Here is a 14,580-nt window from a genome sequence, read left to right as displayed (position 1 = left end):
CCCAACCATGATTAACATTAAAATTCCACCATTCACTTTGAAATACCAATGACAACTGGATAACAAAATGCGTACCTGATTATCGCACAATAGAAAAAAGCGTTTTTTAGTTACTTCTTCCAATTGACTGAGTAATACTTCACTGATTTGCGTAGTTTTATAAGTAGGCAAATCATCTGGAGATAGGTGTGGTTTAGTCATATAATTTCGTCCTTGTTGAAAAGAACAAGATATTGACGTAATCTCTAGAATTCTGGATGTTCAGGTTTTAAATCACGTCAATTTTTGAAATATTCCCATCTGATAATTGTTCACTCCCTTATGAATGTTTATATAGTTGATATTTCATATCATCTAATTTTCCACATATTTTCTTTATAAATTGATATACATAAATACATGAAGTTTTGTTGTGATTGACTGCTAATCTTTATGCAGAAGAGGTTTGAGAACAAGTTGATTATTTTTCAATTAATCTCTTAATGCTTTGGATAAACATTGTCAACGGGAATTTTCATGTAAGGTGATTTATTACCACAGATAAAAATTGATAAACATAGATATACTGGAGCGATTATGCCAAAACGCATACTTGTAGAAGTAAATAGTTGGTTTCAACGAGATAGAATTGTCCGTAATTTAGAAATTTTTCAAGATATTATTGTTATTTCTCTATGTGTAAGCTTATTCTGTGTGATGTTAATCAGGTTAGGAGATATGTTCCTTTCATTTTTGCATCCACTTGATTTACGACAAGTTACATCTGATATTTTGTTTATCTTGATACTTGTGGAATTATTTAGGCTCTTGGTTGATTATATTCAAGAACATAGTATATCTGTAGGTGCAGCAGTAGAAATTACTATTGTTTCTGCTTTGCGAGAGATAATTTTACGTGGTGTACTAGAAATTCCCCGTGACCAAATTTTTGGAATTTCTCTATTTTTATTAGTATTAGCCGGAATTTTTATCGCTATTCCTTGGATATCTAAATCATTTGGACACATCAAAGTTAGCGAAGATTAAGGATTATATTTGATGAGAATAATATTCTCGTTCCCATACTCTGTATGGGAATGAATTATAAAGGCTCTGCCTTATATGAAATCAGAGTCAGAGACTCTATATAACATTCCCAGTCTCCGACTGGGAACGAGATAAGGAGATACTGGGAACAAGATATATGCAAATTTATTCAGCCATTTTATTAAACCCAAATAGCTTCAGATGAAAGTCGCAGCTACACAGGCAAAACCCACCTCCTTGGGTTATTAGTCCGCGTAGGCGGACTTGGTTTGTATAGCTGCTATTTCTAATAGCCAGGGTTTATTTTTACAAAATTGGGATGCTCCCTATTTAATCAGTGAAAAATTTTTGACCTTTACTTATAACTAAGGCAGAATAAATCCATATTTTTTGAATACAGCTTTAGCTTTATCGCTAGATAAAAATTGGGAAAATTTCTTAGCTGCATCAGGGTTTTTACTGCGTTTAATAACTGCTAATGGATAAATAATGGCGGAGTGATATTTTTCGTCAGCAGCTACTACAACTTTTACGTTCTTGGAAATTTTTGCATCAGTCACATAAACTAAACCTGCATCTGCATTTCCACTTTCTACAGATGCTAGAACTTGACGCACATTATTAGCATAAACCAGTTTTGATTTTATCTGTTCCCAAAGTTTCAACTTTTCCAAAACTTGTTGTGCATATTGTCCAGCGGGTACGCTTCTAGGTTCACCAATAGCAATTTTTCTAACTTTTTCATCTTTGAGATTATAGAAACTACTAACACCAGAAACATTCTTTGGTACAACCAAAACTAGGCGGTTTTTAGCGATGATGCTACGAGTACCAGGAACTAAAAGATTTTTTTGCTCCAAAGCATCTACTTGTCTTTTTGCAGCGGATATAAAAACATCTACTGGCGCACCTTGTTCGATTTGTTGCTGCAATGCACCAGAACTGCCAAAGTTATACGTAATTTTGATGTTGGGGTTGGTTTGTTGGTATAGGGGTTTAATTTCTTCTAGAGCATCTTGTAAACTTGCCGCAGCCGATACAAGTACGTTGGTATTGGACTGCGCTACGACAGGGGCTGAAGATAGGTTTGGTAAACCAATTGCTATGAGCATCGTAGTTAATGCTGTAGCAATTGATATTATTAAGCGTCTTCTTTTCACTGATAAAAGGTGGTTTGAGAACTTTTCTTTCATAAGAATTAATACACAGTACAGTTTGAGAAATATTACCATTTAAGTTGGTAAATATTTGCATATTTATATTCTAAAAACTGTTTTTTAGAATACATTTTACTTCTATTGCTGAGTATAAAAAAGTAAATATATTTACTTAGTCAAAAAACATCATTCTCAACGTTCGTTTTACCTAAACTACAGATGAATTTTGATAAAACAGTTATTTTTTTTGACTAAAAAAACTGAAATCACCCATGACAACAAAAAGTGGTTGTTACCAAAACCCTATATACTAGACTAGAATTCGATAGATTTGAGATTTTTGTTAATTGGAATACCATAAACTATTAATTTTTAGATGAAATACTAGATAGTTTTGCAAATTTTTGAGTAGAAACTAAATCCAGTATCATCAAAAAACAGAAATTCATCTGGTGTGAACATCAAGAGAGGAGTGACAAAATGGATTTACGTGGAGATGCCTTGCAAATCCTCAAAGAAACTAGTCGAACTTTTTATATCCCAATAAGTATTTTACCGTCAGGATTACAAGAAGCAGTTGCATCAGCCTACTTGTGTATGCGTGCCATTGATGAAATTGAAGATCATCCAGAATTGGACAATGCTACCAAGATACATCTGTTGCGAAATATTAGCCAGACATTACAAGCTGGGGTTGATGGTTTTGCGGTAGATGCTTTTTCTCTAGGATTTAGTGGATACGAAGATTCTTTGGCAGAAGTGAGTCTGCGGGTGAGAGAATGGTCAATTTTAGCACCTGAAAGCATTGCACCTCGCATTTGGGATGCAACCGCCGCAATGGCAGATAGGATGGCTGTTTGGGCAGAAATTAACTGGAAAGTTGAGACGGAATCTGATTTAGATCGTTATACATTTGGGGTAGCAGGTGCTGTGGGCTTGTTACTATCAGATTTATGGTCTTGGTATGATGGCACAGAAACCAACCGGACTGAAGCGATTGGTTTTGGCCGAGGTTTACAGGCTGTAAATATTCTCCGCAATAATACTGAGGATTTAACTCGTGGTGTAGACTTTTTTCCAGAAGGTTGGAATCACGACAATCTGCAAAAATATGCTCGTCGTAATCTGGCCTTGGCTGATAGTTATACCAACTCTCTACCGTTTGGACCGGCTTTGCAATTCTGCCAAATTCCTCTGGCCTTAGCTCATGGTACTCTCGATGCTTTAGCTAATGGTAAGGAAAAACTCAGTCGTAGTGATGTTTATGCCTTGATTGAAAATTTGATGGATATCAATGTCAAAGCTAGTTAACTGTCTCTCATATACAGAATAAGTTTAAGAAGTCGGGGATTTTTAGCCTCAGAGGGTGTTTGAAAAGCGAATATAATATGGCTACGCCACGCCAAAGGCGAACGCGGCTACACAAACAAAACCCACCTCCGTGGGTTATAAACCCTCGATTTTTCATGAGTCCACGTAAATAGACTTGGCTTGTGTAGCGTAGCCATATTATATTCGCCCAAAACTTTTCAAACATCCTTTTGTTAATCTTTGTAAAACTTGTTTTAAAACCATTGCAGGGCGATCGCCTATCATGGTATAACCCTTTCTTGGATCACTGGTATTCACCCTATGAACTGGTTAGGTGTTCCCTGGTAGCAAAGTTTATTTATTACCATCTTTTGTTGGTCATTTATTAGCTTTTGGGGAGGAATATTAGTTTCCCTGTAGGCATTTTTAATGGTGCGGTTAGACAAGTTTAGCCGCAAGTCGTTCAGCTTTTTATTTTTCCGGTTCTATTGCTGCTTGTGGGGTAATCAGGTATAAATTTTGTCAGCATCAGGATGTCCAGGATTTTAGGATTTACAGGATGATAATTTAAATATTGTAGATTGTGTTAATTTTGGCTGTAGCTTCTGGAAGAGATAGGTTAAGAGGCTAATTCGTGATCTAAATTGGTGATTTTTGCTGCTAAAGAGGGAATACTAAAATAAATATTCTTTGTCAGATAAAGGGGAATTTTGACAAATGGACTGGATAACTATTCTCAAAGCACAACAGACTGATTTTATAGCCAGAATTAAATCAGGTGACTTACTCCATTGTCAGAAGGAAGGCCAGCATAGTGAGTTGACGGTTATCTCTGGAGAGAGGTTAAAGCAATTACGGGATTTTTGCTGGAATATGGCTGAAAAATATAGACGAAGTTCTTCAATTCCTATTCGTGATGTTTTTATCAATAATTTGAAGGGAAAACTGGGTGAGGAAGTTGTTAAAAGTCGTTTAGGTGATTTTGTCACTGAGGTTGATTATGAAAAACGCATTGGTGGAGATGGAAAAATTGATTTTACTTTAACTTCTGATTCATCAATTGGTATTCAGGTTAAAGCCCGTTATGGGAATTTTGACACAATTAAATGGTCAATTAGCCGAGAAGAAATTGAAAAAAATGCTGTTTTAGTTTGTATTTTAATTCAAGAGGAAGTCAGCGAGGCTCAATCTGAATATAACCTAATTCTGGCAGGATTTTTACCAACCAATATAATTAACTCTTATGGTGTTAAAGCTTTAGTGGGAATAGATGAATTACTTTATCCTGGTGGTTTACGTGGCTATTTAGATAGTTTAATCACTCATAAGGTAGAAGAATATATTAGATTAGGTATTGAGTGTTTTTATGGTGCTGATGATGAAGGCTTTATTTCTAATTTTAATCAAGCATTGCAACTTAATCCTAATAATGCTGATATTTACTATGAGTTAGGTGACATTTTTTTGGATCTAGGAAATTTTATACGTGCAATCGAGGATTACACTCAAGCTATTAAAATTGACCGAAATTTTTCCAAAGCTTATAACTATCGCGGGGTAGCCCGTTCCCAACTAGGAGATAAACAAGGTGCAATTGCGGATTTTAAACAAGCTGCTGATTTATTTTATGAACAAGGTGATCAGAAGTTTTACAAATATGCGCTGGATAAAATTAGAGAACTTGAACTGCAAGAGGATAATAAATCCCAGAAACAATTACCGCAACCTTGGAATATAGGTGATCGTGTAATTCACAAAGAATTTGGTGGTGGTCAAGTGACTCATATTTTTGAATTGGGAAAAAGAATCTCTTTAGCAATTAGATTCAATGAACTAGGTCAAAAGATAGTTGATCCAATTATCGCTCCACTAGTAAAGATAGATTAAATAGCTATGAGAATTAGGTTTAATGGCTAAAAAAGGGTTCAAAAATTGATGTAACTTCTTTAAGACTTATACAAAATTCAGTAGGTTGGGTTGAGGACACGAAACCCAACATTGATTATCTTAACTATTATTGCCTTTTGCTATTCATTTCTATAAAAATCCTCCAAAATAAAATTAATCTGCTTATCAGTAATATCTCCTTATTCGTAATTATGATTTTAACCAGTTTTCTATTAACAAATTACTAATATTTTCAAAATGACGAGTATTATCAGTTACTAAAATACAATTATGACCAATAGCGACAGCAGCAATTAAAGCATCTAATTGTCCAGTTGGTTTACCAATTTTCCTCAATTCATACTGAATTTTTCCAAACTCAATAGCTGCTTTTTCATCAAAATCTATCATTGGCAATAGACTAGCAAACCTTTGTAAATTATCCAAATTACGCTCAACCTTACTTGAACAATAAACCCCTTTGTACAATTCAGCTAATACTAAAGTCGAAAGATAGGAAGATTCATGTTTTTCATGAAAATGTGATACAACATTATCATTACCCTTAATTATCGCAATACAAATATTAGTATCTAGTAAATACATAAATTCCTGATTTTTTATTATTAATGATTCATGATTTCGGATTTATTCAAATCAATCTTGAAATTTATAAACCTAATCTAAATTAACTTCACGTCCTAAATCTTGATGACGTCCCTGATCAATAATATCAAAAATTTCATCAATTTCAGGATCATCTTTCCATAAACCTATAATACTTTCCCATTCTTGCCATTTGGGTCTTTTAATGATTAAATCATCTGGTATTTCTATGGAAATTTTAACTCCATCAGGTAGCACAATTTTATCTAATACTACATCTGATAATTCTATGGTATTTCCTTTAATTATTCCTTGAATTTTCATAGTTTATACTTTACCTTATATTTAACCGAATATATATAGAAATATATCTCATTTTATAATAATTGTTGCAACTTGTTTATAAAAGTTCATCAATAGGGAAAATAGCTTTGCATTTGGATTGAGTTCACTAGCAGAAAGTAGTTTTGCTTTTCGCTGCTATTTGAGCATTAATTAAAGTGAATATCCGCTGTAACTCCGAAATACCTGTATATTCGGCTTCTTCTTCGAGAGTGAGCGTATCACCTTTTTTCTTATCTAAAATTTCTTCAAAACGGGACTGTAACTCATCGGTAAATCTAAATAGATAAATATTACCAAATTCACTCATCTTCATACCAGCAGATATTAAAGATGAGGGTTGAACCATTAATTGAGTAATCATTATCCGTTCACAGTTTCTTTATCTCCATTATGTCAGAAAAAATCCTGTAAATCCTTAAATCCTGGACATCCTGATTCAGACAAATAAAACATAATATAATAGAGAATAAATATTTACCTCAACTAACTATGCAAACCACAGAATCACCCTTACAGTTGCGGCTGTGGACTGTTGATGAATACCACAGAATGGCTGAAGCAGGAATATTTGATCCAAGTGAACGAGTAGAATTATTAGAAGGGAAAATAATTTGGATGGTTGCTAAAGGAACAGCCCACCGTTCAGCAGTGGGAAGAACAGATAAATTATTACAAAATCGTTTACAAAATCAGGCTTGGATAGCGATTCAAGACCCTGTAAAATTAAATGAAAGGTCTGAACCAGAACCAGATATTGCTGTAGTCAAAATAGATCCCCTAGACTATGCAGATCATCATCCTACAACAGATGAAATTTATTTAATTATTGAAGTTGCAGATAGCAGTTTCAAATTAGATACAGAAATCAAAGCTAAAGCTTATTCTCAAGCAGGAATTAAAGATTATTGGGTGTTAGATGTCGTCAAACGCGAATTAATTGTATTTAGAAATCCCACAAATGAAGGTTATCAAAATCAAGAAATTATCACAGAACATCAAAAAATATCTCCTTTAGATTTTCCTGATTTAGAAATTCTTGTTTCCCAGATGCTACCAATTATCTATTAAATATCAGGTTCAACACCCAGCTTTCTTAATTGTTCTATCAATCTTTCCTTTTGTCTTCTCTCCTCTTCGGTAGGAGTTAAAACCCAATTACCAGAAACATCATACCACCTTAACCAAGGTTGTTGAATATTATTATATGTTCCCTCCCAAACTCCCAAACCTAACTCTATTTCTGGTATCCAAAAACGATAATTTGACGCTGATAAATCTATCTCCGCATAACGACCACCATCTAATTTAAACATTCTAAATGTATAGGTATAACGGTCAAAAATCGCATAATAGGGAACTCTTAAAATCTGTTCATAAACTTCCCACTTTGTGGGCGGTTTTTCCACATCTCTTAAAGTCTGTCCTAAATCTTCCTTTTCTGTTCCTGGTGAAAGTAATTCAACAATCACAAAAGGAGTAATTCCTTCTTGCCAAATTACATAACTTAAACGTAAATCGCCATTTTTATAAAGAGGAGAAACACCCACAGATACAAACCAATCTGGTCTTTTATACCATGTTGGATGATTGGGATCATAATATAAATTCATATCACTAGCGGTAAATATTTTGTCGCTAGGATAAACAGGAGATTTAAAAGTTTCGTCTAATAAACGGGGTTGTAATAAATGAAATTGATCTGGCAAACCTTTTTCCTCTGGGTCTTCACTTTTGAGATCATACATCGTTGGTAATACTTCTTGAGGAGAACGGGGTGGATCTGTTTGATACATAATTGGTAATTGGTAATTTACTCGTTCCCATACTCTGTATGGGTATGAATTATTAAAGGCTCTGCCTTTTGTAGTAAGATTAGAGTCAGAGACTCTATGATAGCATTCCCAGTCTGAGACTGGGAACGAGAGGTTAACTTCTTACCAATTCCACATTTACCAACCTCTGTAAAACCTGTTTCAAAACCATCGCAGTCCAATCAATATCCGCTTCCGTTGTTTGTTTTCCTAATGTTAACCTAATTCCTCCCAAAGCGGCTTTTTGAGAATATCCCATTGCTAATAAAATCGGACTAGGATTTAATTTACCACTATTACAAGCAGCACCTGCACTAATACCAATTCCCGCTAAATTTAACTGACGAACCAAAGTTTTACCACTGATTTTTTCCCCATCTGCATATTCTAAATAAAAACTCAGATGATGGGGTAAACGATGAATCATATCACCTGTGGGAATTAAACCGGGAACATCTGCTAAAAGAGAAAATAGGCGATCGCGCATTTTTATTAATCTGATTCTTTCCTCTTCCAATTCCTTTCCCGCTAACTCCGCAGCTACCCCAAAACCCGCAATAGCTGGTGTTGCTTGTGTCCCAGAACGCAATTTTTTCTCCTGGCCACCACCACCCAACAAAGGTATTAACTCCACACCTGGACGCACATATAAAGCACCTGCACCCAATGGACCATATAATTTATGACTAGAAAGACTCAATAAATCTACAGGTAAATTATTCACATCTATCGCTAAACGTCCAGCAATTTGTACTGCATCACTATGGAACAAAGCACCATGTATTTTAGCAATTTTACCTAATTCTAAAATTGGTTGCACCGTCCCTACTTCGCTTTGTCCATAAATTACAGATACCAAAACTGTATTATGTCGTAAAGCTGATTTTAAATCTTCTGGGTTAACTCTACCTTGTCCATCTACACCTAAACGGGTGACATCCCAACCCCAATTTTCTAACATTCGCACCGGTTCAGAAATAGCCGAATGTTCCACACTAGAAATAATAATATGTTGAGGTACAGAATAACATCGAGCCACACCCATAATCGCTAAATTATCTGCTTCCGTTCCTCCAGAAGTGAAAATAATTGATTCAGGAACAGCATTTATTAAACCTGCAACTTGCATCCTCGCTGTTTCTACAACTAATGCTGCACGGTTGCCCCATTCATGTAAACTAGAAGGATTACCCCACTGTTGAGTTAATACTGCTTGTATAGCAGCGATCGCTTCGGGACGAGTAGGAGTAGTAGCACTGTAATCTAGATATATTTGCATAACATTAATAATTGAGTCAATAAAGTTACTTTTCTACATGATTAATCGGACAATATTTTGAAATAATAGATACATTGACATTTAATTTCTTTGTATCAGATTATTGTGTCTACTTTTTCCCAAAACCAATATTTTTCCTATATTTTGCTCTTGATATTCAGTCTTTCTGGTTGTCAACAAGTCCAATCTTCAAATCAGCTTTTAGCACCATTACCGCAAGATCCCTTAATTCAAGTTTACTTCAATCATTCTCAATCTTCAGAATATCAAGAAAGTTATCGTCAGCAAACCCGCTTAGGAGATGATTTAGAGAAACAGATTCTTGATATTATTTCCCAAGCTCAATTTACGATAGATATAGCAGTTCAAGAATTGCGTTTACCCAAAATTGCCCAAGCATTAGCAGAAAAACACAAATCTGGCGTTAAAGTCCGGTTAATTTTAGAAAATAACTATTCTCGTCCTTGGAGTAGTTTGACAACAACGGAAATACAGAAATTAGAAAAAAGAGAAAAAGACCGATATAACGAATTTCGTAAATTTGTTGATATCAATCAAGATCATCAAATCACATCCGATGAAATTAGTCAACGTGATGCTTTAGTAATTATCCAAAATAGCAAAATTCTCTGGATAGATGATACTGCTGATGGTTCAAAGGGTAGCAGTTTAATGCACCATAAATTTGTAATTGTTGATAATCGCTTTGTGATCATTACTTCTGCTAATTTTACATTAAGTGATACTTCAGGAGACTTTAATAATCCTAGTAGTTTAGGTAATGCCAATAATTTATTAAAAATTGATAGTCCAGAATTAGCAAGTTTATTTACAGAAGAATTTAATTTGATGTGGGGTGATGGACCAGGAGGAAAACCAGATAGTAAATTTGGACTGCAAAAACCTGCGCGGTTACCTCAAAAAATCAATTTAGTTAATAGCAAAATTACTGTCAATTTTTCCCCCATTTCTGAAACTCAACCTTGGGGTAATTCGAGTAATGGTTTAATTGCTAAAACCTTAAATACAGCCAGTAAAAATGTAGATTTAGCATTATTTGTATTTTCAGAGCAAAAAATTGCTAATTTTCTCGAAAACCGCCATAATCAAACTGTAGAAATCAGAGCATTAATTGAACCACTATTTGCTTACCGTTCCTACAGTGAAGCGTTAGATATGATGGGTTTGGCTTTAAGTGAAAATTGTCGATATGAAATTGATAACAATCCTTGGAAAAATCCTATTTCTACCGTGGGAGTACCAATTTTAGCAAAAGGTGATTTATTACATCATAAATTTGCAATAATTGATAACCAAACAGTAATTACAGGTTCACATAATTGGTCAGAAGCAGCTAATCATGGTAACGATGAAAGTTTAGTTATCATTGAAAATCCTACACTAACTGCACATTATCAGCGTGAATTTAACCGACTTTATACTACCATTAAACCAGGTTTACCACCAAGAATTAAAGCCAAAATAGATGATCAATTCAAGCAATGTCCGCAAATTAAAACTCAATCATCTATTCCCAATTTAATAAATCAACAAATTAATCTCAATACAGCAACACAAGAAGAATTAGAAACCCTCCCCGGAGTGGGTAAAAAATTAGCCCAAAGGATAATTATTGCCCGTCAACAACAAAAATTCACATCTTTAAAAGATGTAGAAAGAGTACCGGGTATTAGTGCTAGGATGACAGAAAAATGGGATGGGATAGTAACTTGGTAGCCATTCAGGAATATTTAAATAGCATAAATAAAGACACCAGATTTGATAACATCTACACCAGGCTTAATCAGCCAACCCATATAGCACTCTATCAAAAGTATGGAATTATAATTCTCTACTTATAGAAAGATGAAAATGTAGGATTATTTATTTAACATGAACCCAACTCAAATAGTCGGTGTAGGTTTATGACTTATAGTAAAGTAGAGGAATTGCCTCAAGACATCAAAGACAGACTACCACAACACGCACAACAGATTTTTGTTGCTGCTTTCAATGCTGCTACAAGTGATGGAATGAGTGAAAATGATGCTTTAGAAGTAGCTTGGAATAGTGTTCACAATGAATTTGAACCAGACAGGGAAGGTAACTGGCATAGAAAACCAGAAGACCCAGCTATACATCATAAAGCTGTTATGTCTGGTGGTAATTAAGGTCAAGAGGTAAAACCCGCATTTCTCACAAGTCCCGTGAACGCATTCCCCATAATCCTTAAGCAAAATTTATTTTGGGCATTTTTGACAGGTCATTTTTTCATGCAGTGTGAAAAACCAGAATCGAGATTTTATCAAGCTTTGAGAATTGTGGTGAGAAATCCGGGTTTAATTGTTTATTCTTCTCCTTTGCCTAGTATTCCTGATCCCCGACAATTGGCGCAAGCAGGACAACTACAACCACCATAGCTAGGAAGGCTACCGGGACAAAGAGGAACGAACCTAAGAGGACAAATAAATTCCTCTTCTTCATTTTGGGAATGGTGTCTATAGCTTTGAGTTTGGGCGCTGCTTCAGAGTTGTGATTGCTACGAGGCCCTTCATTATCACCTATCGCTGTTGCATCACCTGTTGCATTACTCGCTGCATCAAGTCTACGGACAGCAGTAGTGCCAGAATCGGTAATTCTAATGCCACCTGTACCAGGATCTGTGCCTTCTAACTGGAGAGTGACAGGGAAATGTTGAGTAAATTGATCAAAATTGGTAGTAGATGAATTTTCTGAAAATAATTGTTTATTAATCATCGAAATTCCTCTTTTTTGTAAGATTAATATCTGCTTGAACGGCGATAGGGGAAGTTAGTGAAAAGATTATGAATTTATCTCCTCCAGAGGAGGACAGTACAAATTAAACCCCATGATAAAATTATGAAATTAATTTGAAAGACAGGAAATTTACGGTTGCTAAAAACTAGAGTTTTCCAGCGTGCGCTTGTCACTCCGTTACTTAACTCCAGTAACTCTATCGGATAACAGTAGTTTCGATATAAATTTAGGCTATCACATAAATCGATAGGAAATCAAGTCTATTCCAATTTTGGTATTGCAAAACTTCGCACCATCTTGTAAATTTTGGATATTTTCCCTGTACTGTAAGGATTTGAGGCTTATTTATTACCCAAAAATGTTTAAGTCCCATTAGAGACGCGATTTTGTTTGTGAGGTCAGCCACCGGAAGAGTGATGGCTACGGTGGGTGAAGCCATCGCTAAATAACATCATCTGTACTCTTGTGCTGTAGGCATCCTGCCTTTGATGTGCAAGTTAAAAGCGCGACAGCTTACAATCAAGAAAAGTTCTGTAAATATCATCTATGCTAATTATCAAAGACGAAATTAAAATTCGTCCCATGCAAGATCATAAACATGATTATAAATTAATGGAGAAATGGCGCACAGATGAAAAAGTATTAGAATTTTATGGAGGAAGAGATGAGCCTTATGATTTAGAAAGAGTGATCAAAACCTATCAACCCAGAATTTTAGGAAAAGAACCTCTTATTCCCTGCATTTTCTCATATCAAAATCTAGATATTGGTTATTTACAATATTATCAACTGAATCAATTACCACCACATATTCAAGAAATGTATTCTTTAGCAGATACCAATTATGTGTATGGAATTGACTTATTTATCGGTGAAACCCAATATTGGAATCAGGGAATTGGTACAAAAGTGCTTTCTTTAACTATAGAATATATATTTAGTCAACTGCCATCTGTTAAAATTGTTATTGATCCCAACGTCAAAAATCTTCGTGCTATTCGCTGCTATGAAAAATGTGGGTTTGTAAAAGTTAAGCTGTTACTCTGTCATGATCTACACGAAGGTAAATATCAGGATTGTTGGCTAATGGCAATAGAGCGCAATAAATCATTACACTAAGAATAAATGAACCTGCTGGGATTTAGCCTTCTATAAAAACCATGACTCAAGCAACTACAAAAATTTGTATACTAGGTGGAGGCTTTGGTGGACTCTACACCGCCTTACGCCTGGGACAGTTACCCTGGGAAACTACACCAAAACCTGAAATTATTTTAGTAGATCAGAGCGATCGCTTTGTTTTCTCTCCCCTACTTTATGAACTCCTCACCAGCGAACTCCAAACCTGGGAAATAGCCCCACCATACCAAGAACTGCTACAAGGAACAGGTATAAACTTTCATCAAGCCACCGTTTCCGAAATTGACATTGATAAGCACCGAGTACAGTTACAAGATAGCCCAGGAATTTCCTATGACCGTTTAGTCTTAGCATTAGGTGGGGAAACACCCCTAGATTTAGTTCCCGGTGCAGCAAATCACGCTTATCCCTTCCGTACCATCACTGATGCTTATCACCTCGAAGAACGCCTAAGAATATTAGAAGCATCAAATCCTGAAAAAATTCGTGTTGCCATAGTTGGTGCTGGTTACAGTGGCGTAGAATTAGCTTGTAAACTTGCAGACAGAATCGGAGCAAAAGGCAGATTTCGCCTGATTGAAATCGGTGATCAAATTTTACGAACTTCCCCAGAATTTAACCGCGAAGCCGCCAAAAAAGCCTTAGATGCTAGAGGAGTATTTATAGATTTAGAAACCAAAGTAGTATCAATTGCAGAAGATACCATCTCTCTAGAATATAAAGATCAAATAGATGCAATTCCTGTGGATTTGGTAATTTGGACAGTCGGCACAAAAGTTTCCCCAGTAGTAAAAAATCTACCCCTCAAGCAAAATCAGCGCGGTCAAATTACCACCACACCCACACTACAAGTTTTAGAACATCCCGAAATTTTCGCTTTAGGAGACTTAGCAGACTGTCTTGATGCTGAAGGAAAGCAAGTACCCGCCACCGCTCAAGTAGCATTTCAACAAGCCGATTATACCGCCTGGAACATTTGGGCATCTTTAACCAATCGTCCTTTACTTCCCTTCCACTATCAACAGTTAGGAGAAATGATGGCCTTGGGAATAGATAACGCTACCCTCACAGGTTTGGGAATTAAACTAGATGGTCCTTTAGCATACCTCGCCCGTCGGTTAGCTTACTTGTACAGATTACCAACTTTAGAACATCAATTAAAAGTTGGGTTTAGTTGGTTGGTTAGTCCAATCATTAAAACCCTTTCTCAGTAGAATTAGGGAACAGGGAACAGGGAACA

The 14,580-nt window shown here is 35.5% G+C and carries 15 protein-coding genes and 1 pseudogene; 8 read left to right on the top strand and 8 right to left on the bottom strand.

All coding sequences use genetic code 11. From position 1 onward, the window contains the following. Window positions 1–201, bottom strand: a pseudogene (locus tag VB694_RS16455) (hypothetical protein); the annotation flags it as partial. 375 nt (window positions 202–576) lie between these two features. On the opposite strand from VB694_RS16455, the gene VB694_RS16450 reads away from it, so the two are divergent. Continuing rightward, a complete protein-coding gene (locus tag VB694_RS16450) occupies window positions 577–1,026 on the top strand; it encodes a phosphate-starvation-inducible PsiE family protein (RefSeq protein ID WP_323361406.1) in 450 nt (149 codons plus the stop codon). 365 nt (window positions 1,027–1,391) lie between these two features. Here VB694_RS16450 and modA read toward each other — a convergent pair whose 3' ends face one another. Continuing rightward, window positions 1,392–2,138 (bottom strand): molybdate ABC transporter substrate-binding protein, encoded by a 747-nt coding sequence (gene modA / locus VB694_RS16445; RefSeq protein ID WP_416233486.1) that lies wholly within the window; start codon window positions 2,136–2,138, stop codon window positions 1,392–1,394. Window positions 2,139–2,663: 525 nt separating this feature from the next. On the opposite strand from modA, the gene VB694_RS16440 reads away from it, so the two are divergent. After that, a complete protein-coding gene (locus tag VB694_RS16440; protein ID WP_323361405.1) occupies window positions 2,664–3,494 on the top strand; it encodes a phytoene/squalene synthase family protein in 831 nt (276 codons plus the stop codon). Window positions 3,495–4,211: 717 nt separating this feature from the next. After that, complete coding sequence (locus VB694_RS16435) at window positions 4,212–5,381, top strand: tetratricopeptide repeat protein (RefSeq protein ID WP_323361404.1); 1,170 nt, start codon at window positions 4,212–4,214, stop codon at window positions 5,379–5,381. Between the two features lie 210 nt (window positions 5,382–5,591). Here the strand turns inward: VB694_RS16435 and VB694_RS16430 are convergent, their stop codons facing one another. The 3 genes from VB694_RS16430 to VB694_RS16420 all read right to left on the bottom strand — a co-directional run bounded on the left by VB694_RS16430 (window position 5,592) and on the right by VB694_RS16420 (window position 6,693). Then, window positions 5,592–5,987: a type II toxin-antitoxin system VapC family toxin gene (locus VB694_RS16430; protein ID WP_323361403.1), complete on the bottom strand. Its 396-nt coding sequence runs from the start codon at window positions 5,985–5,987 to the stop codon at window positions 5,592–5,594. Between the two features lie 72 nt (window positions 5,988–6,059). After that, the gene (locus VB694_RS16425) at window positions 6,060–6,311 is read right to left on the bottom strand and encodes a hypothetical protein (RefSeq protein ID WP_323361402.1); all 252 of its coding nucleotides are present in this window, start codon (window positions 6,309–6,311) and stop codon (window positions 6,060–6,062) included. A gap of 127 nt (window positions 6,312–6,438) precedes the next feature. Further along, on the bottom strand, window positions 6,439–6,693 hold the full coding sequence (locus VB694_RS16420; RefSeq protein ID WP_323361401.1) for a hypothetical protein: 255 nt from the start codon (window positions 6,691–6,693) through the stop codon (window positions 6,439–6,441). Window positions 6,694–6,821: 128 nt separating this feature from the next. On the opposite strand from VB694_RS16420, the gene VB694_RS16415 reads away from it, so the two are divergent. After that, window positions 6,822–7,400 (top strand): Uma2 family endonuclease, encoded by a 579-nt coding sequence (locus VB694_RS16415; protein WP_323361400.1) that lies wholly within the window; start codon window positions 6,822–6,824, stop codon window positions 7,398–7,400. Here VB694_RS16415 and VB694_RS16410 read toward each other — a convergent pair. Together VB694_RS16410 and VB694_RS16405 are read right to left on the bottom strand one after the other, a co-directional pair. Continuing rightward, the gene (locus VB694_RS16410) at window positions 7,397–8,125 is read right to left on the bottom strand and encodes a Uma2 family endonuclease (protein ID WP_323361399.1); all 729 of its coding nucleotides are present in this window, start codon (window positions 8,123–8,125) and stop codon (window positions 7,397–7,399) included. The two genes, VB694_RS16415 and VB694_RS16410, sit on opposite strands and share 4 nt — an antisense overlap. A gap of 133 nt (window positions 8,126–8,258) precedes the next feature. Further along, window positions 8,259–9,422 (bottom strand): cysteine desulfurase family protein, encoded by a 1,164-nt coding sequence (locus VB694_RS16405; protein ID WP_323361398.1) that lies wholly within the window; start codon window positions 9,420–9,422, stop codon window positions 8,259–8,261. Window positions 9,423–9,527: 105 nt separating this feature from the next. Here VB694_RS16405 and VB694_RS16400 point away from each other — a divergent pair, with 105 nt between their 5' ends. Further along, complete coding sequence (locus tag VB694_RS16400; protein WP_323361397.1) at window positions 9,528–11,159, top strand: DUF655 domain-containing protein; 1,632 nt, start codon at window positions 9,528–9,530, stop codon at window positions 11,157–11,159. A 188-nt stretch (window positions 11,160–11,347) separates the two neighbouring features. Beyond that, window positions 11,348–11,593: a ChaB family protein gene (locus tag VB694_RS16395; RefSeq protein WP_323361396.1), complete on the top strand. Its 246-nt coding sequence runs from the start codon at window positions 11,348–11,350 to the stop codon at window positions 11,591–11,593. 193 nt (window positions 11,594–11,786) lie between these two features. On the opposite strand, the gene VB694_RS16390 is transcribed toward VB694_RS16395, so the two are convergent. Next, entirely contained in the window at window positions 11,787–12,179 is a 393-nt protein-coding gene (locus VB694_RS16390; RefSeq protein ID WP_323361395.1) for a hypothetical protein, read from the bottom strand. Window positions 12,180–12,746: 567 nt separating this feature from the next. On the opposite strand from VB694_RS16390, the gene VB694_RS16385 reads away from it, so the two are divergent. Both VB694_RS16385 and VB694_RS16380 read left to right on the top strand, forming a co-directional pair. Further along, the gene (locus VB694_RS16385) at window positions 12,747–13,319 is read left to right on the top strand and encodes a GNAT family N-acetyltransferase (RefSeq protein ID WP_323361394.1); all 573 of its coding nucleotides are present in this window, start codon (window positions 12,747–12,749) and stop codon (window positions 13,317–13,319) included. Window positions 13,320–13,360: 41 nt separating this feature from the next. Then, window positions 13,361–14,554 carry an NAD(P)/FAD-dependent oxidoreductase gene (locus VB694_RS16380; protein WP_323361393.1) on the top strand — a complete coding sequence of 398 codons (1,194 nt, stop codon included), beginning with the start codon at window positions 13,361–13,363 and terminating at the stop codon, window positions 14,552–14,554. The last annotated feature ends 26 nt before the right edge of the window (window positions 14,555–14,580 follow it).

This window comes from Anabaena sp. UHCC 0451, from assembly GCF_034931405.1.
In the GTDB taxonomy this organism is placed as follows: domain Bacteria; phylum Cyanobacteriota; class Cyanobacteriia; order Cyanobacteriales; family Nostocaceae; genus RDYJ01.
Note: the sequence above shows the minus strand (reverse complement) of the source record. Positions and strands in the feature narration are given on the sequence as shown.

Excerpts from the sequence above, each read along its gene's own strand:
- VB694_RS16395 (WP_323361396.1), top strand. The coding sequence starts at position 11,348 with ATGACTTATAGTAAAGTAGAGGAATTGCCTCAAGACATCAAAGACAGA.
- VB694_RS16410 (WP_323361399.1), bottom strand. The coding sequence starts at position 8,125 with ATGTATCAAACAGATCCACCCCGTTCTCCTCAAGAAGTATTACCAACG.
- VB694_RS16415 (WP_323361400.1), top strand. The coding sequence starts at position 6,822 with ATGCAAACCACAGAATCACCCTTACAGTTGCGGCTGTGGACTGTTGAT.
- VB694_RS16420 (WP_323361401.1), bottom strand. The coding sequence starts at position 6,693 with ATGATTACTCAATTAATGGTTCAACCCTCATCTTTAATATCTGCTGGT.
- VB694_RS16380 (WP_323361393.1), top strand. The coding sequence starts at position 13,361 with ATGACTCAAGCAACTACAAAAATTTGTATACTAGGTGGAGGCTTTGGT.
- VB694_RS16435 (WP_323361404.1), top strand. The coding sequence starts at position 4,212 with ATGGACTGGATAACTATTCTCAAAGCACAACAGACTGATTTTATAGCC.
- VB694_RS16390 (WP_323361395.1), bottom strand. The coding sequence starts at position 12,179 with ATGATTAATAAACAATTATTTTCAGAAAATTCATCTACTACCAATTTT.
- modA (WP_416233486.1), bottom strand. The coding sequence starts at position 2,138 with ATGCTCATAGCAATTGGTTTACCAAACCTATCTTCAGCCCCTGTCGTA.
- VB694_RS16430 (WP_323361403.1), bottom strand. The coding sequence starts at position 5,987 with ATGTATTTACTAGATACTAATATTTGTATTGCGATAATTAAGGGTAAT.
- VB694_RS16440 (WP_323361405.1), top strand. The coding sequence starts at position 2,664 with ATGGATTTACGTGGAGATGCCTTGCAAATCCTCAAAGAAACTAGTCGA.
- VB694_RS16405 (WP_323361398.1), bottom strand. The coding sequence starts at position 9,422 with ATGCAAATATATCTAGATTACAGTGCTACTACTCCTACTCGTCCCGAA.
- VB694_RS16450 (WP_323361406.1), top strand. The coding sequence starts at position 577 with ATGCCAAAACGCATACTTGTAGAAGTAAATAGTTGGTTTCAACGAGAT.
- VB694_RS16425 (WP_323361402.1), bottom strand. The coding sequence starts at position 6,311 with ATGAAAATTCAAGGAATAATTAAAGGAAATACCATAGAATTATCAGAT.
- VB694_RS16385 (WP_323361394.1), top strand. The coding sequence starts at position 12,747 with ATGCTAATTATCAAAGACGAAATTAAAATTCGTCCCATGCAAGATCAT.